Source organism: Rhodococcus sp. NS-SX18, assembly GCF_057367935.1.
Genome location: NZ_CM170633.1, coordinates 1,316,265 through 1,336,275, shown reverse-complemented (window position 1 = coordinate 1,336,275; position 20,011 = coordinate 1,316,265). Strand labels below are relative to the sequence as shown.

The window sequence follows — 20,011 nt, the reverse complement described above, 5'->3', positions numbered from 1 at the left end:
AGTCATGGCAGTCAAGAGGGGCCCGTCGAAGAAGTCGCGTGCCGTGGAGGGTCGCAAGCCCAAGAAGAACCCGCTGTTCGCGGCGAAGATCGAGTACGTCGACTACAAGGACGTGAACCTGCTCCGCACGTTCATCTCCGATCGCGGCAAGATCCGCAGCCGTCGCGTGACCGGCCTGACCCCCCAGCAGCAGCGGCAGGTGGCCACCGCGGTGAAGAACGCCCGCGAGATGGCCCTGCTGCCCTTCACCACCACCAGCAAGTAGAGCTCCACTCGCGGCGAGGGCCGCGCGGGCACGTGCCCGCGCGGCCCTCGCCGCATTTCGTGGACCACCGAGTGCGCAGTTCTCGTGCCACTGCTCGGCGTGTCGTCCCGAGATGTGCACACTCACGCGAGTTGTCCACAGGTCGCCGTGCCCTCGGTTCCCTCCCGTACGGCCGCGCCGGCGCCCGGCGTGTCGTCACGAGAAGTGTGCACTCACGGAGCGACGGACGTGCGCAGGGCGGGAGCGTCGGGCCGGCGCAGGGCCTTCGCGAGATCGTCCAGGCGGACCGGTTCGGCGACGAGTTCGTCCCACGGGTAGGTGCCGGCCGTGCGGGCCAGGAACTCGACCGCCCGGTGCAGGTGGGCAGGCTCGTAGTTGTGGACTCCGGTGACGGTGAGCCAGCCCCGCACGACGGCTTCGGGGTCGAGGGACACCGAAGGGCCTGGCATCACGGAGCCGGCCAGGACGAGACGACCCCCGACGTCGAGCCGGTGCAGGCACTCCCCTACCGCGGCGGCGGATCCCGAGAAGTCGAGCGCGACGTCGACCGGGCCGCCCTCGTCGCCGACGCCCCCGAACCGCTCGGCCACCGCGATCCGCTCCGCATCCGGGTCGGCGACGCGCACGTCGGCACCGGCCTCCGCGCACAACGCGATCGCCGTGACCCCGAGCATGCCCGCGCCGCACACCAGGACCCGCCGGCCGGCGACGTCACCGGCCGCCTCGACGGCGGCGACCGCCGTCGCCGTCGCACATGCCGCCGGGGCCGCGACGACGTCCGGCACCCGGTCCGGCACCCGGACCACGCCCACCCCGGCCGGCAGCACGATGTAGCGGGCGTAGGCGCCGGACAACGCCCATGCGCCGTCGAAAGGTTCGTGCCCCACCTTGCGGAGGGACCGGCACTTGGCGCTCCGTCCGGACTCACACCTGTCGCACGCACCGCACGAGGCCGTGACGGTCCATACGATCCGCGCGCCGACGACGGTCCCCGCACCGGGGCCGGCGGCGACGACGTCGCCGACGGCTTCGTGGCCCAGCACCGACGGCCGCGGCCCGGGTCGCCGTCCGGTGACGGTGTGCAGGTCGCTGCCGCACACGGTCGCGAGCCGGACCCGTACCAGCAGTTCGCGGGCACCGAGACGCGGGACGGCGACGTCGCGCATGTCGACGCCGGCGCCCGTCCACACGGCTGCGCGGGTCAGACCACCAGCGACCGGATCCATCCCGACACCCTTTCGATCACGAAGACGACGGCGAACACGATGAGCACGATCGCACCGGCGAATTCGAAGTTCAGCGTGCGGATCGCCTCGAACAGCAGGAAGCCGACGCCGCCGGCACCGACGATGCCGAGGATCGTCGAGGTGCGGATGTTGACGTCGAGCAGGTACAGGCCCGAGCCGATGATCGACGGAAGCGCTTGCGGAATCACCGCGGACAGCAACGATTTCCACCATCCGCCCCCGGTCGCACGCACGGCTTCGATCGGTCCGGGATCGATCTCCTCGACCGCGTCCGCCACGAGTTTGCCGAGGAATCCGATCGAGCCGAGTGCGAGTGCGCACGCCCCTGCTACCGGACCGAGCCCGATGGCCGCCACGAAGATCACCGCGAGGACGAGTTCGGGTACGGCGCGGACGACGAGAATCACCGTGCGGGCGAACCAGTAGAGTGCCGGAGTCGGAGAGACGTTGCGCGCGGCCAGGATTCCGAACGGTAGCGACAGTACTGCACCGACGGCCGTGGCGACGACACCGATCGCGAGGGTCTGCAGCACCGCATCGACGAGCGCGTCCCCCACCGCACCGAAGTCCGGTGGCAGCAACCGACCGAACACGTCGAACGCCGCTGCGGGCCACGTGAACAGTGTGCGTGGATCGATGCGCAGGACGATCAGGGCGCCGAGGCTCGCCCCGAGCACGATTCCGGAGAAGAGGAGCCGGGATGCGCGCTCGCGCCGGGGATCGGGACGTGCCGGGGCGAGCAGGGCACGCCGGACGACGATCGCGACGACCTCCATCGCGGCGATGATCACCAGAATCACACAGACGATGCCCAGTGCCCGGGGGTACACCAGGCCGCGCAGAGCGTCCTGCAGCGCGAAGCCGATGCCGCCGGCGCCGACGAAACCGAGGACGACGGAGGTACGCAGGTTGATGTCGATGCGGTAGACGAACGTGCCGGTCCACGCGGGCACCACCTGCGGTACGACAGCGTTGATCATCTCCCGGACGTATCCGACGCCGGTGGCGCGCACCGCCTCTCGAGGTCCGGGGTCGGTCTGCTCGATCGCGTCGGCGAACAGCTTGCCGAGCATGCCGATCGAGTGCAGCGCCAGGGCGAGCACCCCCGGGAGCACGCCGATGCCGAGAGCACGCACCAGCAGCACCGCGAACAGCAGGTCGGGCACGGCCCGGCAGAACGTGATGACGCCGCGGGAGATCGTGTACACCACGGGATGCGGGCTGGTGTTGCGCGCCGCAAGGAAGGCCAGGGGCACCGACGCCACCGCCGCGAGGACGGTACCCAGCACCGCCATCAGCAGCGTGTCGAGCGCGAGTGTCCAGATGCGGCCGGGGTCGTCGACCGTGGGCGGCAGCATCCGCTCGAGCAGATCGGCGACCGCATCGACACCGTCGACGAGAGTGGCCGGGGCGAAGTCGATGTACCAGGCGGACACCAGCGTCAGGAGTAGGGCGGCAGCCGAGCAGCCCACCAGTATCCGGCGACGCGCCACCGACTCCGACGCCGGGGCGGGCCGGGTCGGCGCCGGTGGCGCTTCGAGCACGGTCATGATGTCGCGGCCGTTGCGATCGTCGCGTCGGCTGGGTCGACTCGCCGATAGATCTCCATGGCGTCCTCCCGGGAAAGTCCCACGGCCGGGCGATCGAGCACCTTCTCGCCGCCGCGCAGGCCGATCACGCGGTGCGCCCAGCCGAGGGCGAGATCCACCTGGTGCAGCGTGCACAGCACGGTGAGCTTGTCCTCCATGCAGACCCGGAAGAGCAGATCCATGACGACACCGGCGTTCTCCGGATCCAGGGAGGCGACGGGTTCGTCGGCGAGCAGCACCGTGGGCTGCTGCATGAGGGTGCGGGCGATCGCGACTCGCTGCTGCTGACCGCCGGAGAGCGTATCGGCGCGACGGTCGGCGAGTTCCGCCAATCCCACCCGATCGAGGTGGGCGAGCGCCTCGGTGCGCATCCGCTTCGGGTATGTCGATTTTCCGTAGCGCGGCAGGCGCAGCCGGCCGACGCCGCCGATCAGGACGTTCTCGAGACAGCTGAGCCGGCCGACGAGGTTGAAGTGCTGGAAGACGAAGCCGACGTCGCGCCGCAGGGCACGCAGTTCGGCGCGGGAGGCGAGATCGACGCGGGTGCCGTTCACGGTGACCGCGCCGTCGGTGGTCGGGTGCAGGCCGTTGAGACAGCGCAGTAGCGTCGATTTGCCGGAACCCGACAGGCCCAGCAGCACGACGAGTTCGCTGCGGCGGACCTCGAGGTCGACGCCGCCGAGTGCGACGGTGTCGCCGAACTTCTTGACGACGCGACGAGCGGAGACGACGACGTCGTCACCGGCGACGGGATGGTCGGTGGTCATGTCAGCCCTTGCACTTGTCGGATTCGGTCAGCGTGCAGACCTCGCGGACGCCGTCGTAGTCCGCGTCGGTGGCGGGAACGACGCCCCATGCACGCTCGTCGGTGATCCGGCACTCGCCCGCACAGAAGCCCTGGGCGCGCATGTAGTCGGCGTTGGCCTTGTCGACGAAGACCGTGCGGAGCCGATCGACGGTGTCTGCGCCGAGGGAGTTGTTCGCGACGAACAGCGAGCCTGCGATCGTCTCGGACTCCCAGACCTTCTTCAGCTCGCCTTCCTTCAGGTCGCCGCTGGCGATCATGGTCTCGTCGACCATCGTGTCGAACGCGAAACCGGCGTCGCAGTCGCCGGCGGCGACGGCGAGCGCGGATGCGTCGTGGCCGCCGGCGTACACCGGCTCCACCCCTGCGGCGACGGCCTGCTCGGTTCCGGAGGCGATGACGCCCGCTTCGATGAGACCCGCTGTGGGGTAGAGGAATCCGGAGGTCGATCCGGGGTCGACGAAGCAGACGCTCTTGCCCCCGAAATCCTCGATGCGGTTGATGTCGGCGTTGTCGGCGCGGGTCAGACCGTAGGACCGGTAGCCGGCCTCGCCGCCGGCCTCCTGCACGACTGCCCCGAGCGGGGTGACGTCGGCGCCGTTGACGCCGGCGACGACGTACGCGAACGGACCGAAGAATGCGAGGTCGACGTTGCCGGCGATAATGCCCTCGACCACACCGGCGTAGTCGGAGGCCTGGATGAACTCGACCTCCGAGCCGGTCTCCTGCTCGAGCAGCGCGATGAGCGGATCGTAGCTCGCCTGCAGATCGGCCGAGTTCTCGGCCGGAATCGCGGCGAGGGTGAGCGTTTCGGGAAATCCTCGAGCGTTGACGGCGTCGGGGTCGGAGCCGCCGCAGGCGGTCAGCGTGACGGCGAGCCCGGCAGCGAGGGCGGTGGCCGCGGTGGCGCGGCGGAACAGGGGGGAGTGCATGAGGATCCTCGGGGTGTCGGGTCAGACGGAAAGGAGGAGATCGGGCAGGTCGGCGACGGAGTCGAGGACGTGGGTGGCGCCTGCGTCGCGCAGGATCGCCTCGTCGTGTGCGCCGGTGCGGGTTCCGGCGACGACGGACGCCCCGGCGCGGCGACCGGAGAGGACATCACCCGCGGTGTCGCCGACGACGGCGACGTCGCGGACATCGTCGGTCCCGGTCCGCAGCAGGGCCGCGAGGATCATGTCGGGGTAGGGCCGGCCGCGTCCGGCGTCGGCCGGAACCAGGGCGAGGTCCGCAAGGTCCTGCCACCCGAGCGCCGCGAGCAGACGGTCCTGGGTGCTGCGGCTGAATCCTGTGGTGAGCGCGACCTTGATGCCGCCGTCGCGGAGACGGGTGATCGCTTCCTCCGCACCGGGGATCGCGGTGACGTCGCCGGCGCCGACGAAGCGTTCGTAGGCACGTTCGAAGGCTTCGTTGGCGGCGTGGGCCCGTTCCTCGCTCCCGAACAGGGCGCGGAAGACGACGATCTTCGACTGGCCCATGGTGTCGAGGACGTAGCGCCGGGCGGCGTCGCGTTCGGGTCCGTCGGCGGGTAGTCCGACGCTGGTGGCGGCCGCGTCGAAGGCGCGCAGGACGAGGCCTCCGTCGGCGACAGTGGTGCCGGCCATGTCGAGCACGGCCAGGCGGATGACAGTCATGGTTGCTCCGGAATCGTTGCGGGAGGGTTCGTTCAGAGGTTCAGGAGGTCGGCGGTCTGCTCGCCGAGGTAGGGGCCGAGGGTCATGCCGCGGCCGCCCGGCCCGGCGACGATCCAGACGTCGTCGTCGACCCGGGCACGGTGGACGAGTTCGGTGGGATCCAGGCACTGGCTGTAGACCCCGGCCCAGCGCCGCACGACCGGGGGGAGCCGGTGCCCGAGCAGCTCCTCGGTGACGGTGACGAGGTGCTCGTACGGTGACTCGTCGACGTCGAAGGCGAACGGTTCGTCGTACTCGTGGGTGTCGCCGAGCGTGAGCCCGCCGTCCAGGCGCTGCACACACAGCAGCTGCATGCGGTGCTGCTCGGCGGTGAGCGCCTGCGGTTCGCGCGCCTTCAGCTCCTCCAGGGCGGCCCCGGCGAAGCCCGGATAGTACCGCAGGCTGTCGCCGTCGGCAACGGACGTGGTGAGCGTCTCCCCCAGCGGGGCGGTCTGCATCATTTGCAGGCGCACGCGGCGCAGGGGCAGGTCGCCGCCGAGTTCGCGGGCGAGACCGGACAGGGTCGCTCCGGGGCACACGAGCACGAGGTCGGTCTCGTGGACGGTGCCGTGGTCGTCGCGCACCTGCACCGTCCCGTGGGCGGTGCGGGTCACGGTGCGGGCCTCGGTCCCGGGGCGGAAGCTGTAGCGCCCGGAAGTGGTCAGATGCCACCGGATCGCGGGCAGGGCGACACGGGATTCGACGGCGGCGTCGGTGCTGCAGTGCAGGCCGGCGACGAACTTGCCGCGCAGGGCGGGATTGAGCCGGCGGACCGCCTCGGGCTCGAGCAGGGTGAAGCCCCGCTGGCGGGCGTCGGCGCGGCCGGCCGCCTCCCGGGCGACGGCCACCTCGGCGTCGCTGCGAAGGAGGGTGATCGACCCGTTCGCCCGGAAACCGATGCCGGGGACGCGGGCGCCGAGGTCGGCCCACAGTTCGCGGGAGCGCAGGGTGGCGGTCAGTTCGCTCTCGGTGCGCCCGGAGACCCACACGAGACCGAAGTTGCGGACGGTGGCGCCGCGGGCTTCCGGTTCACGTTCGAGGTGAACGACGTCGTGCCCGCGGCGGACGGCGGCGTCGGCGTGGGCGGTTCCCAGGATGCCGCCGCCGATGATCAGGATTCGCATGCCCCGAGCCTGACCGATGGTCTAGACCAATGAGGGGACGTCAGGCGAACGGGCGGTGAACGATTGGTATAGACCAGAATCCGGTACGCTTCGAGTGTGACGGCAACCGCCCGCGAGACCCGGGTCCCCAAGCATCAGATCGTGCGGCACCGAGTCGACGCCCTGCTCGACGAGCTCTCCGTCGGCGACCCGGTGCCCTCCGAGCGCGAACTCGCCACCCGGTTCGACGTGGCCCGGGAGACCGTCCGTCAGGCACTGCGCGAGCTTCTCGTCGACGGGCGCATCGAACGCCGGGGCCGGGGCACGGTCGTCGCGAAACCGAAGATCCTGCAACCGCTGATCATCGGCTCCTACACCGAGGCCGCGCTCGCGGAGGGCCGCAGCGCGGGGCGCCTACTCGTCGGCTGGACCGACCTCGCGGCCGACCCCGACCTCGCCGCGGTACTCGCGATCGCCGTCGGCGATCCCGTGCTCGAACTCGAACGCGTCCTGCTCACCGACGGCGTCCGCGTCGGACTGGAGCGGACCCGCCTGCCCGCCGCGCGCTTCCCGGGACTCGCCGACAGCTTCGACTCCACGTCGTCGCTGTATGCGGCGATCCGTGCGCGCGGCATCACCTTCGCGCGCGCGGTCGAGTACATCGAGACCACCCTGCCCGACGCCCGCGAGGCGGCACTCCTCGACGCCGACATCCGCACACCCATGCTGCTGCTCAACCGGGTCTCCTACGACCAGCACGACACCCCGATCGAGCAGCGACGCTCGCTCTACCGCGGGGACCGGATGACGTTCGTCGCCACCGTGACGCCCTGAGCACAGCGGGGCCGGCACACCTCAGGAACCGTCGTCGCTCCAGACGCCGAGATGCTGCAGGACCAGCTCCTGCCGCCGTACGAGCCGCTCCGACATCGTCCAGTCCGCATGCTGATAGCGCGGATGCTGGGCGAGCGCGATGACATTGGCCGGGAGATGAACAATCGGGTCGGTCGGCATTTTTTCAGCATTGCAGACTTCCGGCTGCAATGCCCTGCCGGACTCCCGCTCACCTCGTCGCACCGCCGGGCGGCACCACGGGACCGGCCCGCCCGGTGCGCAGCGGTGCCGTTACCACCGGTAAGGTTCTCGGTCTGGCGTGCAGCGCCTGCATATCGTGTGCTTTCGAAGGGTTGTATCGGTGTCGGGCGTGATCGCGGGATTCAGCGTCATCTTCGTGATCATCGCGATCGGATTCGCGCTCGGCCGGACGGGCACGCTCGGACCCGAGGCCCAGTTCGTGCTCAGCCGGATGGTGTTCTTCGTCGCCACCCCCGCGCTGCTGTTCGACTCGCTGGCCACCTCCGACCTGTCGGTGATCTTCTCCCCCACCCTGTACGTCGCCGCAGCCACCGCGTTCGCCGTCGCGGCGCTCTACCTCGTCCTCGCGAAGCTGTGGCTACGCCGGCCGCTGCCGGAACTGACGATCGGCGCGCTCGCCGCCTCCTACGTCAACTCGGCCAACCTCGGTATTCCGATCGCGGTGTTCGTCCTCGGCGACGCCTCGTTCGTCGCGCCCCTGCTGCTGTTCCAGATCGTGCTGTTCTCCCCCATCGCCCTGACCATGCTGGACCTGTCGACGATGCGCCCCGGCGCGTCACGACGGGAGACGATCACCGCCCCGTTCAAGAACCCGATCGTGCTGGCGGGCGCGGCCGGGCTCGCCGTCGCCGTCGCCGGCTGGACGCCGCCTGCCGCGCTGATGCAGCCGTTCCACCTCCTCGGCGGCGCCTCGGTACCGGGTGCCCTGCTCGCATTCGGCCTGTCGCTCCAGGGGGTGCGGGTGCTCGAGAAGGGCACCAGCCCGCGCCGCGACATCGCGCTCGCGTCGGTGCTCAAGATCGTGGTGCAGCCCGTCCTCGCCTACGTCATGGCCCGGTACCTGATGGGCCTGGACGGGCACGAGCTCTTCGCGATCGTCGTGGTCGCGACGCTGCCGACCGCACAGAACGTCTTCGTCTACGCGAGCCGCTACGGCCGCGGCATGGTGCTCGCCCGCGACGCCGCGCTGGTCACCACGCTCGCCTCGATCCCCGCGATCGGCGTCGTCGCCGCACTTCTCGCATGACGGGCGCGACTGGGCCGAGGCCCATGCGATTGCTGGTGCTCGCCGGGTGCTGCGTCCTGGCGGGCGCGTGCGGTCGGGGTGGCGCCGACGTCCCCGTGCTACCGGAGGAACCGACGCCGGCGGGTGCGACGGTCTTCACCGCCCGCGACGACCTCGTCGAGCCGCACCCGATCCCGGTACGCTCGTGGACCCGCGTGGACGACGACCGCATCGCCGTCCACTTCGAGACCGGCACACCCGCGTGTTTCGGGGTCGACGCCACCGTCACCGAGTCCGACACCGCCGTCACGGTGGCGCTGCGTGGCGGCACCCTGCCCGAGGCGGTGGACCGGGCGTGCATCATGATCGCCGTCACCGGTGTACTCGAGCTGACGCTGCAGGCACCGCTGGCCGGCCGGATCGTGACGGAGGGCTGAGCGATGTCCCGCACCCCCCGGCACTGGCTGCTGCTCCTGTGCACGGCGACGGCACTGCTGCACGCGACGTTCCAGTCGGTGCGCGTCCTCGTCTCCTACCGCGTGCTCGCCCTCGGCGGCGACGCGGCCGTGATCGGCGTAGTGACGGCCCTGTTCGCTCTCGTCCCGCTGGTACTGGCGGTACAGCTCGGCCGGGCCGTCGACCGCCGGCACGCGGCCGGGATTCTCCGGGGCGGTGTCGTGGTGTCGGTGGCCGGTGCGCTGATCATCGCACTCAGCCCGGACCTGTGGATCCTCGGTCTCGGCAACACCGTCCTGGGTCTGGGTCAGCTTCTGGTGACGGTGTCCGGACAGGCGTTCGTGTCGATCCTGTCGCCGCCGGGTGAACTCGACCGCGGTTTTGCGGGCATCACCCTGGGAGTGTCGGTGGGCCAGGCGATCGGGGTGCCGCTCGCCGGCATGATCGCTGCGGCGAGCAACGGGGACACCGTCGAGACCACCCCGGCGTTGCTGGTGATGACGGTCCTCGCCGCGGCGGCCCTGCCGTTCGTCGTCGGCCTGCGCGAACCGCCCGGCTCCGGTCGCACTCCGGGCGACGCGCCCCCGCAGTCCGTGCTGTCGATGCTGGGCACGCGCGGGATGAAGCCCGCGATGTTCTCCAGCCTCGTCGTGCTGGCGTCCGTCGACCTCGTCGTCGCGTACCTGCCGCTGCTCGGTGAGGAATTCGGCTTCGGGGTGCTGCTGGTGTCGGCCCTGCTCACCGCCCGCACCGTCGCGTCGATCGTCTCGCGTGCGGTCCTGCCGTGGGCGCTGCGGACGATTCCGCGGCGACGTCTGCTGCTGTCGGCGACGGCATGCACGGCCCTGCCCGTCGCGGCACTGCCGTTCCTGCCGAACCCGTGGGCGATGGGGACACTGCTGGCGATCTGCGGCGCCTTCTGGGGTTTCGGGCAGCCGCTGACCATGACGTGGGTCGTCGAACTGGTGGCACCGGCGGACCGGGCGTCGGCGCTCGCGGTGCGCCTCACCGGCAACCGTCTCGGCCAGGTGTCGGTGCCGTTGGCGGCCGGCGCGATCGCCGGCGTCGCCGGCACCGCCTCGGTGTTCCTGGTGACCGCGGGACTGCTCTCGGCCGCCGCCGTCAGCACGTGGCGGGCGCTGCGCCCCTAGACCCCCCGTGCGCGCTTTCGGTAGTTCCCACTACCGGAATCGCGCACGGGGCGGGTCAGCGGCGGCGCAGCCGCACGTAGTCGCCCACGACGGCGGCCCCAAGGCCGTCGACGTCCGGCGCGACGACCCGTCCACCGACCCGGCGGGCCATCCGGTCGACGATCCGCGCCAGCCCCGGATCGTCGCCGAGCCGGAAGATCGTCACGTGCGCCCCGACGCGGGCGAGATGATCGAGTTCCCGGACCGTCATCCCGAGTGTGCGGGCGCTGGGTGGATAGTCGAACGCCGCGTATCCGTCCGCCTCGAGATGCGCGGTGGGCTCACCGTCGGTGACCACCAGCACCACCGGCTGGGCATTGGAATGCCGGCGCAGGTGCCGGCCGGCCAGCATCAACGCGTGGTGCAGGTTCGTGCCCTGCTCGTACACTCCGTCCAGGCCGGCGAGTTCGGAGGCGGTGACGACGCGGGCGTGCCGGCCGAACGCGATCAGCTGCAGCGCATCTCCGCGGAACCGGGTCGAGACCAGGTGGTTGAGAGCCAGGGCCGTGCGCTTCATCGGCACCCACCGGCCGTCCATCACCATCGAGAACGACGTGTCCACCAGCAGCGCCACCGCAGCCTGGGTGCGCTGCTCCGTCTCGACGACCTCGACGTCGGTGACATCGATCCGCACCGGGATGCGCGCGGGAGCGCGCAGGGTCGCATTGGTGAGGGTGCGCACGACGTCCCACGGCTCGGTGTCGCCGAACTCCCACGGGCGCGACGCCCCGGTGGGCTCACCGGTGGCCCCCGCCCGGCGGGTCTCGCGTTGCCCGCCCCGGGTGGACAGCTGGTCCATGACGTCACGCAGCGCGGTCCGGCCGAGTTCGCGCATCGCCTTCGGCGACAGGCGCCACTGTCCGTCGGCACCGCGGTCGAAGAACCCCTGCCGCTGCAGTTCCTTCTCGAGCTGCGCGAGCGTGCGCGCATCGGCCGCGGCCTCCTCGCCGAGCTGACGGGCCAGCGCGTCGAGGTCGATGTCGTCGAGGGAGGCGCCGGCGTACTGCTGGGAGAGCTGCTCGGCGAGCGCGTCGAGTTCGGCCACGTCCTGCAGCGCCCCCGTCGCTTCGCCCAGGCCCATGCCCTGCTCCCCACGGAACCGCTCCGACCCGGTCCAGTCCTCCCCGGGGCGGGCAGCTCGCAGGTGCGAGTCGAGGCGGTCGAGCTGCGACATCAGGCTCGGCGACCCGAACGCCTGCTGGGCGAGGGCGTCCAGTTCGTCGCGTTGTTCCTGGCTGAGCGAGTTGCGCAGGCGCTGCGCCGCCGCCGCCCGCTGGGCCAGCGAGTCGAGCAGTTCCTCCACGTTGCGGGGGTTCTCCGGGAAGAAGTCGCCGTGGGCGGCCATGAACCGCTCGAAGTCCTCCTCGGTGTCCTCCCCGCGGGAATGCTTGTCCAGCAGATCGTTCAGATCCTCGAGCATGCGGTTCACCCGCTCGCGGTCCTCGTCGGTTGCGCCTTCGAGGGCCTCCTTCATCCCGGCGAACCGCTGGTCGAGCATCTCCCGGCCGAGCAGGTCACGGATCTTGTCGTAGTCCTCCCTGGCCTGGGGGCTGCGCCAGGCGTAGTCGGCGAGTTCCTGCACCGCCTGCGCGGTGGAGGCGGGCAGTTCCTCGATCCGCATCTCCGCGAACCGGGCGTCGTCGTCGAGTGCGCGTGCGAGGGCCTTGCGTTCCTCGAGCACGGCCCGGTCGAGCAGTTCGCGCACCTCGCGCAGCGTGCCGTCGAGGTTCGTCCGGTCCAGTAGTTCCCGGCGACGTCGGTTCGCTTGTGCCGCAAGTCGGTCCAGGCCGCGCATGGTTCCGTGCCCGCGACGCAGCAGTTCCCGCAGCGCACGTCGCGGCGAACTGCCGGCCAGCACGTCCTCCCCGATAGCGGCGAGGGCCTCACGCAGATCCACCGGCGGAGCGAGCGGGTCGCCACCGTCGTAGGGCCCGTACCGTGCGCCCCGGCTCATCAGGAGTACACCGCGGCGCCGTCGTCGTCGGCGTGCTTGGCGATCCGCCGCGCGAGGTAGAGGCCCTCGAGGGCCAGTTCGGCGGCGGCAGCCCGCGTTCCGATGTCCTCCGCGCCGAGCCGCTCGGCGACGACGTCGAGGACGGGCAGGTCGGGCAGTTCGTCCAGCAGCGCCTTGGCGGTGATCCGTTCCCCGGTCACCACCGGCTGTCCCTGCTCGACGGCGGTGACGAGAGGGCCGAGGTTGACCCCGGCCAGCCGGGTGCGGGCGGCGTCCGCGGTGGCCCGCCGCAGGAGATGATCGAGGACCTCGAATTCCCTTCCCTCCTCGCCGGATTCGAACTCGACCTTGCCCCGCAGCACCTCCACGACGGTGCCGAGGTCGACGGGACGTGCGACGGGGTCGGCCTCGCCGAGCACGGCGCCGCGACGCATCGCCGCAGCCGCGACGGTCTCCGCGCCGGCGACGGCGAAGCGCGCCGACACACCGGAACGCTGGTCCACCGACGTGGATTCACGCAGCAGGCGGGTGAAGCGGGCGAGGATCTCGAGCAGGAAGTCCGGGACCCGGGCCTGCAGTCGAGCCTCCTGCTCGATGACGGCGATCTCGTCGTCGAGTTGCGTCGGGTAGTGGGTCCGGATCTCGGCGCCGAACCGGTCCTTGAGCGGGGTGATGATCCGGCCGCGGTTGGTGTAGTCCTCCGGATTGGCGCTGGCGACGAGCAGGACGTCGAGCGGGAGCCGCAGCGTGTAGCCGCGCACCTGGATGTCGCGCTCCTCCATGACGTTGAGGAGCGAGACCTGGATGCGCTCGGCGAGGTCGGGCAGCTCGTTGACGGCGACGATGCCGCGGTGGGCGCGCGGCACGAGACCGAAGTGGATGGTCTCGGGGTCTCCGAGGCTGCGACCCTCGGCGACCTTGACGGGGTCGACGTCGCCGACCAGGTCGGCGACGGAGGTGTCGGGAGTGGCGAGCTTCTCGGCATAACGTTCGCTGCGGTGCCGCCAGGCGACGGGCAGGTCGTCGCCGAGTTCGGCGGCGCGGCGGATCGAAGCCGGGGTGATCGGGTCGTAAGGGTGCTCGCCGAGTTCGGAACCGGCGATCACCGGAGTCCACTCGTCGAGCAGCAGGGGCAGGGTGCGCAGCAACCGGGTCTTGCCCTGCCCGCGTTCACCGAGCAGCACCACGTCGTGGCCCGCGAGCAGCGCACGTTCGAGTTGCGGAACGACGGTGTCGTCGAAGCCGACGATGCCCGGCCACGGGTCGATGCCGTCGCGCAGGGCGGCGAGCAGGTTCTGCCGGATCTCGTCCTTGACGGAGCGGTGCTCGTGTCCCGAGGCACGCAGCTCGCCGACGGTGGACGGCCTGATTGTGGGTGACGTCACCCCTCCCAAGGTACGAGCGTTCGGTGATTTCGGCACCTGCAGCCGCGGGGGCGCCCCGCCCGGGAACCGCCCCCGACCGGCAGACCTTCCCGGATCCGGCCGTGCCTGGGTGCGTTGTCGGCCCCGATCCCTAGACTCCCGCCATGGACACCTGGCTCCTCGCGGCACTGCTGGGACTCGGACTGGCTGCCGCCACCGGCCTGCGCACGTTTCTCCCGCTGCTGATGCTCGGGACCGCAGTGCACTTCGGCCTGTTCGGCATCGCGCTCAACGAGTCGATGCAGTGGGTCGGGTCGACGGGCGCGCTCGTCGCCCTGGCGATCGCCACCGTCGTCGAGATCGGCGCCGACCTCGTTCCCCTCGTCGACAACGTCCTCTCGGCCGTCGCCACCGTCGTACGGCCCGTCGCGGGCGCGCTGGCCGCCTGGGCGGCGTTCGCCGATCTCGACCCGGCGATGGCCGCTCTCGCCGGCATCGTCGTCGGCGCCCCGGCCGCGATGGCGGTGAGCACGGTGCAGACCGGCACCCGTGCGGCGAGCACGGTCACCACCGCGGGACTCGGCAACCCGGCGCTGTCGCTGCTCGACGATCTACTGTCGTTCGTCACGTCGCTGATCGCGCTCGTCGTCCCGCTGCTCGTCGTGCCCCTCCTCGCGGGCTTCGCGTGGGCCGTCCACCGCGGGTATCGACGGCTGAGCCGCCTGCGGACGGGCTGACCGGTTCCGATGGACACAACCGGTTCTGATAGACACAACGGCATGGCGGACACCGAGATCTCCTTCTCCAGTGGCGACGTGACCCTGCACGGCAGTCTGCGCGTGCCCGCCGCGAGCGACGGGAACGTCCCCGCCGTGCTGCTTCTCGCCGGCAGCGGTCCCACCGATCGCAACGGCGACAGTGCGCTGCTGCCCGGCCCGATCGGCACCCTGCGGCACCTCGCCGACGTGCTCGAGCGCAACGGCTTCGCGAGCCTGCGCTACGACAAGCTCGGCAGCGGCGCCACCGGCCTCGGCCCGTACGACGTCGCCGACGTCGCCGACCTCGGTTTCTCCACGTTCATCGACGCCGCCACGGACGGCCTCCGGTTCCTCGCCGCGCAGCCGGGCATCGACGCCGAACGGCTCTACGTGGTCGGGCACAGCGAGGGCGCACTCATCGCCCTCACCCTCGCCGACGCCGGTGCGCCCGTCGCAGGCATCGCGCTGCTCGAGCCCTTGGCCGTGCGTCTGCTGGACCTGCTCACCGCCCAGATCGACGCCCAGCTCGACGCGGTCGTCGATGCCGGTCAGCTCCCGATCCAGATCGCCGACGAACTGCGCCTGGCCCTCGCCGAGGCCGTGGAATCGCTGCGCGCCGACGGCACCCTCAGCGACACCCTGCCCGAGCCGCTGCGCAACGCCGGTCTGGTCTCGGCCAATGCCAAGGCCCTCGCCGAGGAGGACTCGCTCGATCCGCGGATGCTCGCGGCCCAGCTCGAGGGCGGGCTTCCGGTACTGACCAGCGTCTCGGCGAAGGACATCCAGGTGCGGGTCGAGGACGTCGACGCCCTCGACTCGGCGCTCGTGCACACGAACCTGACGTCGCTGCGCCTGCACCGGGCCAACCACGTACTCAAGGACATCGGCGACCAGCAGTCCACCGGCGCCGACTACATCGCCGACCTGCCCTTCTCGGACGAGTTCACCCGCGGCTTCGAGGCATGGCTCGCCAAGCTCTGACCCGCCGCCCGAGATGGGCCGAAAACAAGAGATGTCAGATTCGCGTAACTCGGGTATGGTGTCCGGTTAACCCGTAGGAACACACGAGAAAGGTACGGTCCGATGCGAGACGACAAGGTCATCGCGGCGAAGTCGATGCGCATTGCCGTACCCAGCTGGTGCCGACACACCTACGCGCACTTCCACTTCGCCAAGTGGCGACCCCGGGAATGAGTCGACGACTCGACCGACTCCTTCTCGGGCACCCGGGCACATCGCCTCGGGTGCCCTTTCTTTTCCCCATATACCGATCTTGTCCAGTAAGAGGAGAACACGATGAAACTGCGACTCGGCGCCACCGGCGCCGTCCCCAAGGACCTGCCCGACGATCTCACCGGTCACGCCATCACGATCGACCTGAGCCACGTCGGCACCGAACAGGCTGCGGCCGCAGCGGACCTCATCCGCGAACTGCTCGACCGCGGCGCCGCCCGGCTGGTCATCTCCGACGCCCGCGACGCCACGCCGCGGATGGTCACCCGCCCGGCGACCGGGCACCCGCACGCGGCCTGACGGGCGCGTGCGGGCGACTGGCGTCGCTGCTCAGTGCGTGCGGCGACCGGCGTCGCTCAGTGCGCGAAGTGGCGTGCGCCGGTGAGGTACAGGGTCACGCCGGCCTCGCGAGCGGCCTCGATGACCTCGTTGTCGCGCACCGAACCGCCCGGCTGCACGATGGCCCGCACACCGGCCTCGGTGAGCACCTGCAGGCCGTCCGCGAACGGGAAGAACGCGTCGGATGCGGCGACGGATCCGACGACCCGGTCCCCGGCGCGGGAGACGGCGAGCCGGGCGGAGTCCACCCGATTGACCTGACCCATGCCGACACCGACGGTGGCGCCGCCTGCGGCGAGCAGGATCGCGTTGGACTTCACGGCCCGGCAGGCACGCCACGCGAACTCGAGATCCGCGAGGGTTTCGGCGTCGGCGGCCTCGCCGCAGGCCAGCTCCCAGTTCGCGGCCGAATCGCCCGGCGCGGCGAGGGTGTCGCGCTCCTGCAGCAGCATTCCGCCGGAGATCTGCCGCAGCTCGATCTGCGCCGCCTGCGGCGAGTCGGCCCGCAGAATGCGAATGTTCTTCTTGCGGCTGAGCACCTCGACAGCGCCGTCCGCGTACCCGGGGGCGATGATCACCTCGGTGAAGATCTCGGCGACCTGCTCGGCCATCGCCACGCTCACTTCACGGTTGACGGCGATCACCCCGCCGAACGCGCTCACCGGATCGCACTCGTGCGCCTTGCGGTGCGCCTCGGCGACGGTCTCCGCGACCGCGATCCCACACGGGTTGGCGTGCTTGATGATCGCAACGCACGGCCGGTCGTGATCGTGCGCGGCACGCCAGGCCGCGTCGGCATCCTGATAGTTGTTGTACGACATCTCCTTGCCGTGGAACTGCTCGGCCCGCGCCAGGCCCGGCTCGCCGGCCTCGTTCACGTAGAGCGCCGCCGCCTGGTGCGGGTTCTCGCCGTAACGCAGCACAGCCGCGCGTTCCCACGTGGCACCGGCCCACGCCGGGAACTGCTCGGCGGCGTCGGCCTCCCCGGCGGCGTAACCGGCGTTCATCCAGCTCGCGACCGCTACGTCGTAGGCGGCGGTGTGCTGGAATGCCTGGGCGGCAAGGGCTTTACGCTGTGGCAGGGTGAACCCGCCACCCTTGACGGCGTCGAGCACGTCGTCGTACCGGGCGGGGTCGACGACCACCGCGACCGACGGGTGGTTCTTCGCGGCGGCACGCACCATGGACGGGCCGCCGATGTCGATCTGCTCGACGCACTCGTCGGGGGTGGCACCGGAGGCGACGGTCTGCGTGAACGGGTACAGGTTCACCACGACCAGTTCGAACGCCTCGACGCCGAGTTCGGCGAGCTGATCGAGGTGGTCCTGCTTGCGCGTGTCGGCGAGGATGCCGGCGTGCACCCGCGGGTGCAGCGTCTTGACCCGCCCCTCGAGACACTCGGGGAAGCCGGTGAGATCCTCCACCTTGGTGACGGGGATTCCGGCGCCGGCGATGGTGGCCGCAGTGGAGCCGGTGGAGACCAGCGCGACACCCGCCTCGTGCAGGCCCGCCGCCAGTTCGACCAAACCGGTCTTGTCGTAGACGCTGACGAGTGCACGTCGCACAGCCTTACGTTCGGTCACTGGGGATCACGGCCTTTCGTCCATCGGATACAACTCCACGGGTGGCGACGGCGGCGACCACGTCGGCCAGCAGTCGTCGCTCCACAACCTTGATGCGTTCGTGCAGGGTGGCCTCGTCGTCGTCGTCGAGGACCGGCACGGGTTCCTGCGCCAGGATGGGGCCGGTGTCGATACCCGCGTCGACCAGGTGCACGGTCGACCCGGTGACCTTCACCCCGTAGGCGAGGGCGTCCGGCACGGCATGTGCGCCCGGGAACGCCGGCAGCAGCGCCGGATGGGTGTTGACGATGCGGCCGCCGAACCGGTCCAGGAAGACCGGTCCCAGGATCTTCATGAAACCGGCCGAGACCACCAGGTCCGGCTCGTGCGCGGCGACGGCGTCGGTCAGGGCGCGGTCCCAGGCGGCCCGGTCCGGGTGCTCGCGCAGCGGGACGCGGACGTGGGGAATGCCGGCGGCCTCAGCATGCCCCTCGGCGGCACACTCGCGGTCCACTCCGACGGCGACGATCCGGGCGGGATATCCGTCCGTGTGCGTGGCGTCGATCAGCGACCGCAGCAGGCTTCCGGTGCCCGAAGCGAGGACGACGACCCGTGCCGGCACAGTGGGCGGCAGCTGGTCACGCGAGGCAGTCAGCGCTCTACTCCTGGAACTCGAGAGGGGTCGGCCGGAGGCTCGGCCGGGTAGAGCCTAGCCCTTGGGGGGTGCGGCACCCTCCGGCAGGTCGCCGTTGGGCTCCGGCGGTGCGCCGGCCTCCCGGTCCTTCTCGACGGGGCGGGCCGGCTCGTCGGCCGTGTCCTCGATCGCCGCGTCGACGACATCCGGACGTTCGGCCGCGAGGTCCTCGTTGTCCGGGCCGTCGACGACGGGCGCGTCGTCGACGTCCGTGGGGGCGTGCTCGGGGTCGTCCTCGACGATCTCGGCGTCGAGCACGTCGGTGGCCGGTGCCGCCTCGAGCTCCCGGACGTCGCCGTCGAGCGGGGCGACAGTCTCCTCGGCAGACTCGACCTCGGCCGGCTCGTCGTCGGGATCCTCGTCGGCGGGCTTTTCGTCGGCGAGCCTTTCCTCGGCGGCCGACTCCCGGGCGGCGTCCGCCGCGGCCAGACGGCGCTCGCGCCACAGCAGCAGCTGCGAGGTGACGAGGCCGAGCAGCCCCGTCCACGCGAATACCAGCACCCCGGCCAGCCGCCAGTTTCCGCCGACCACGCCGAAGACCCCCAGCGGGCCGCCGGCAGCCCACGTGGCCAGCGCGGTCGTCGCACCCGCGAGTGCCGCTGCAGCAACCACCGTGAGCGCGGCGTCGGTGGACGACACTCGTTCTCCTCGGGCCCGCGCCTCGAGGTGGCACTGGGCGACGTACCGACCGAGGAGGGCGCCCACCGTCGCGGGGACGGCCAGCAGCACGGGCCAGAACGGCGAGGCCGGTCCCGGTGGGATGACGGCAAGCACCGGCAGGGCAGGCAGGTCACCGCCGGTCGCCTCGAACAGGCTCAGGTGCACGTCGCCGAACTGCACCGTGCTGCCGGTCACCACGGCGGCGGCCCCGATCAGCACGTTGGGCAGGTACAGCACCGACAGCACCGTCAGCCCGAGCGCCCCGACCGCTCCCCCGCCGCGGCCGATCAGCTCACCGACCACGGTCCACGACCACAGCAGCGCGAGCACGGTCACCACCCCGCCTGCGGCGAACATTCCCAGCACCGTCCGGGCCGCGGGTCGCACAGCGGCGACCAGCCAACTCGGCACGCCGTAGCGGGACGCCAGCGGCCGCCAGGTCCGGGAACCGATGCCGAGCCCCGTCCCGAGCAGGTACAGCGCGGTCACCCACGCCAGCGCGGACGCCGGATTGGGGGTGACGACGGGTAGGACACTCGCCGCATCCTGGATCACGATCAGTGCCGCCACCGTGATCACCGTCGGACCGGCGAGAACGGCCACCGCGATGCGGGAGGCGTTCCGGCGGTCGAGCGGACGGCCACCGAGCGCGACGACACCGTCGGTGGCCGACCGTGCGGCTCGAGCGGTCAGCCACACCAGCACCGCCGTCGGCAGCAGCGGCAGCACCCCGAGCGATACCCCGTCGATCGTCAGGGTCACCTGATGCAGGGCCAGCCAGCTTCCCGCGATGGCCGCGTAGATGCCGGTCAGGTCGCTGCTCGCGGCCACCATCGTGGTCACCACCAGCGTGGCGATCAACGCGAGGGTCACTGCCGGCACCTTGGCCGCCGTGCCGAGCAGGATTCGCAACTGCTCCGGTTCGACCGAGGTGTCTTCCGGGGTGGTGTGCCGGTCGGACCGGCCGAGCGTCGAGGTCATCGTGTCGAGAGTGTCACCCGGCGACGATCGGGACGGTCAG

Annotated in this window: 20 protein-coding genes; 8 read left to right on the top strand and 12 right to left on the bottom strand. The window is 71.1% G+C overall.

The features are described 5' to 3' along the window. The first annotated feature begins 4 nt into the window (after positions 1–4). Positions 5–265 (top strand): 30S ribosomal protein S18, encoded by a 261-nt coding sequence (rpsR, locus tag AC2IPW_RS06250; protein WP_003937779.1) that lies wholly within the window; start codon positions 5–7, stop codon positions 263–265. A gap of 212 nt (positions 266–477) precedes the next feature. Here the strand turns inward: rpsR and AC2IPW_RS06245 are convergent, their stop codons facing one another. The 6 genes from AC2IPW_RS06245 to AC2IPW_RS06220 are packed head-to-tail and all read right to left on the bottom strand — an operon-like array spanning position 478 to position 6,700. Continuing rightward, positions 478–1,491, bottom strand: a complete 1,014-nt coding sequence (locus tag AC2IPW_RS06245) for a zinc-binding dehydrogenase (protein WP_416062929.1) — start codon at positions 1,489–1,491, stop codon at positions 478–480. Further along, positions 1,467–3,062: a phosphonate ABC transporter, permease protein PhnE gene (gene phnE / locus AC2IPW_RS06240; protein WP_416062928.1), complete on the bottom strand. Its 1,596-nt coding sequence runs from the start codon at positions 3,060–3,062 to the stop codon at positions 1,467–1,469. The genes AC2IPW_RS06245 and phnE overlap by 25 nt, the downstream gene beginning before the upstream one ends. Continuing rightward, positions 3,059–3,868: a phosphonate ABC transporter ATP-binding protein gene (phnC, locus tag AC2IPW_RS06235; protein ID WP_003937775.1), complete on the bottom strand. Its 810-nt coding sequence runs from the start codon at positions 3,866–3,868 to the stop codon at positions 3,059–3,061. Before phnC ends, phnE begins: the two co-directional genes overlap by 4 nt. A 1-nt stretch (position 3,869) precedes the next feature. Beyond that, the gene (locus tag AC2IPW_RS06230; RefSeq protein ID WP_371382821.1) at positions 3,870–4,838 is read right to left on the bottom strand and encodes a phosphate/phosphite/phosphonate ABC transporter substrate-binding protein; all 969 of its coding nucleotides are present in this window, start codon (positions 4,836–4,838) and stop codon (positions 3,870–3,872) included. Between the two features lie 21 nt (positions 4,839–4,859). Continuing rightward, on the bottom strand, positions 4,860–5,537 hold the full coding sequence (locus tag AC2IPW_RS06225; protein WP_289379366.1) for a phosphonatase-like hydrolase: 678 nt from the start codon (positions 5,535–5,537) through the stop codon (positions 4,860–4,862). A 32-nt stretch (positions 5,538–5,569) separates the two neighbouring features. Further along, the gene (locus AC2IPW_RS06220; protein ID WP_371382822.1) at positions 5,570–6,700 is read right to left on the bottom strand and encodes a TIGR03364 family FAD-dependent oxidoreductase; all 1,131 of its coding nucleotides are present in this window, start codon (positions 6,698–6,700) and stop codon (positions 5,570–5,572) included. 96 nt (positions 6,701–6,796) lie between these two features. Between AC2IPW_RS06220 and AC2IPW_RS06215 the strand changes: the two genes are divergently transcribed. Further along, positions 6,797–7,513: a GntR family transcriptional regulator gene (locus tag AC2IPW_RS06215; RefSeq protein WP_003937771.1), complete on the top strand. Its 717-nt coding sequence runs from the start codon at positions 6,797–6,799 to the stop codon at positions 7,511–7,513. 21 nt (positions 7,514–7,534) lie between these two features. Here AC2IPW_RS06215 and AC2IPW_RS06210 read toward each other — a convergent pair whose 3' ends face one another. Next, a complete protein-coding gene (locus AC2IPW_RS06210) occupies positions 7,535–7,693 on the bottom strand; it encodes a hypothetical protein (protein WP_289379364.1) in 159 nt (52 codons plus the stop codon). Positions 7,694–7,874: 181 nt separating this feature from the next. Here AC2IPW_RS06210 and AC2IPW_RS06205 point away from each other — a divergent pair, with 181 nt between their 5' ends. From AC2IPW_RS06205 to AC2IPW_RS06195, 3 genes are read left to right on the top strand one after another with little or no spacing between them, the layout of a single operon-like run. Continuing rightward, complete coding sequence (locus tag AC2IPW_RS06205; RefSeq protein WP_416062927.1) at positions 7,875–8,801, top strand: AEC family transporter; 927 nt, start codon at positions 7,875–7,877, stop codon at positions 8,799–8,801. Between the two features lie 23 nt (positions 8,802–8,824). Next, positions 8,825–9,217, top strand: coding sequence for a hypothetical protein (locus AC2IPW_RS06200; protein ID WP_003937769.1), 393 nt, complete (start codon positions 8,825–8,827; stop codon positions 9,215–9,217). 3 nt (positions 9,218–9,220) lie between these two features. Further along, entirely contained in the window at positions 9,221–10,387 is a 1,167-nt protein-coding gene (locus AC2IPW_RS06195; RefSeq protein ID WP_003937768.1) for an MFS transporter, read from the top strand. Positions 10,388–10,442: 55 nt separating this feature from the next. Here AC2IPW_RS06195 and AC2IPW_RS06190 read toward each other — a convergent pair whose 3' ends face one another. After that, positions 10,443–12,380 carry a vWA domain-containing protein gene (locus tag AC2IPW_RS06190; RefSeq protein WP_486376509.1) on the bottom strand — a complete coding sequence of 646 codons (1,938 nt, stop codon included), beginning with the start codon at positions 12,378–12,380 and terminating at the stop codon, positions 10,443–10,445. After that, complete coding sequence (locus AC2IPW_RS06185; protein ID WP_371382828.1) at positions 12,380–13,765, bottom strand: sigma 54-interacting transcriptional regulator; 1,386 nt, start codon at positions 13,763–13,765, stop codon at positions 12,380–12,382. Before AC2IPW_RS06185 ends, AC2IPW_RS06190 begins: the two co-directional genes overlap by 1 nt. 143 nt (positions 13,766–13,908) lie before the next feature. Between AC2IPW_RS06185 and AC2IPW_RS06180 the strand changes: the two genes are divergently transcribed. The 3 genes from AC2IPW_RS06180 (at position 13,909) to AC2IPW_RS06170 (ending at position 16,035) form a co-directional block, all read left to right on the top strand. Further along, entirely contained in the window at positions 13,909–14,481 is a 573-nt protein-coding gene (locus AC2IPW_RS06180; protein ID WP_003937765.1) for a DUF4126 domain-containing protein, read from the top strand. Between the two features lie 42 nt (positions 14,482–14,523). Beyond that, positions 14,524–15,483: an alpha/beta hydrolase family protein gene (locus AC2IPW_RS06175; RefSeq protein ID WP_486376508.1), complete on the top strand. Its 960-nt coding sequence runs from the start codon at positions 14,524–14,526 to the stop codon at positions 15,481–15,483. Positions 15,484–15,798: 315 nt separating this feature from the next. Then, positions 15,799–16,035, top strand: coding sequence for a hypothetical protein (locus AC2IPW_RS06170; RefSeq protein WP_003937763.1), 237 nt, complete (start codon positions 15,799–15,801; stop codon positions 16,033–16,035). A 56-nt stretch (positions 16,036–16,091) separates the two neighbouring features. Here AC2IPW_RS06170 and purH read toward each other — a convergent pair whose 3' ends face one another. From purH to AC2IPW_RS06155, 3 genes are all read right to left on the bottom strand, one after another. Continuing rightward, on the bottom strand, positions 16,092–17,657 hold the full coding sequence (gene purH, locus AC2IPW_RS06165; protein ID WP_416062925.1) for a bifunctional phosphoribosylaminoimidazolecarboxamide formyltransferase/IMP cyclohydrolase: 1,566 nt from the start codon (positions 17,655–17,657) through the stop codon (positions 16,092–16,094). Next, the gene (gene purN / locus AC2IPW_RS06160; protein WP_371382830.1) at positions 17,644–18,258 is read right to left on the bottom strand and encodes a phosphoribosylglycinamide formyltransferase; all 615 of its coding nucleotides are present in this window, start codon (positions 18,256–18,258) and stop codon (positions 17,644–17,646) included. Before purN ends, purH begins: the two co-directional genes overlap by 14 nt. A gap of 87 nt (positions 18,259–18,345) precedes the next feature. Further along, entirely contained in the window at positions 18,346–19,971 is a 1,626-nt protein-coding gene (locus AC2IPW_RS06155) for a cell division protein PerM (protein WP_486376507.1), read from the bottom strand. Positions 19,972–20,011: the final 40 nt, after the last annotated feature.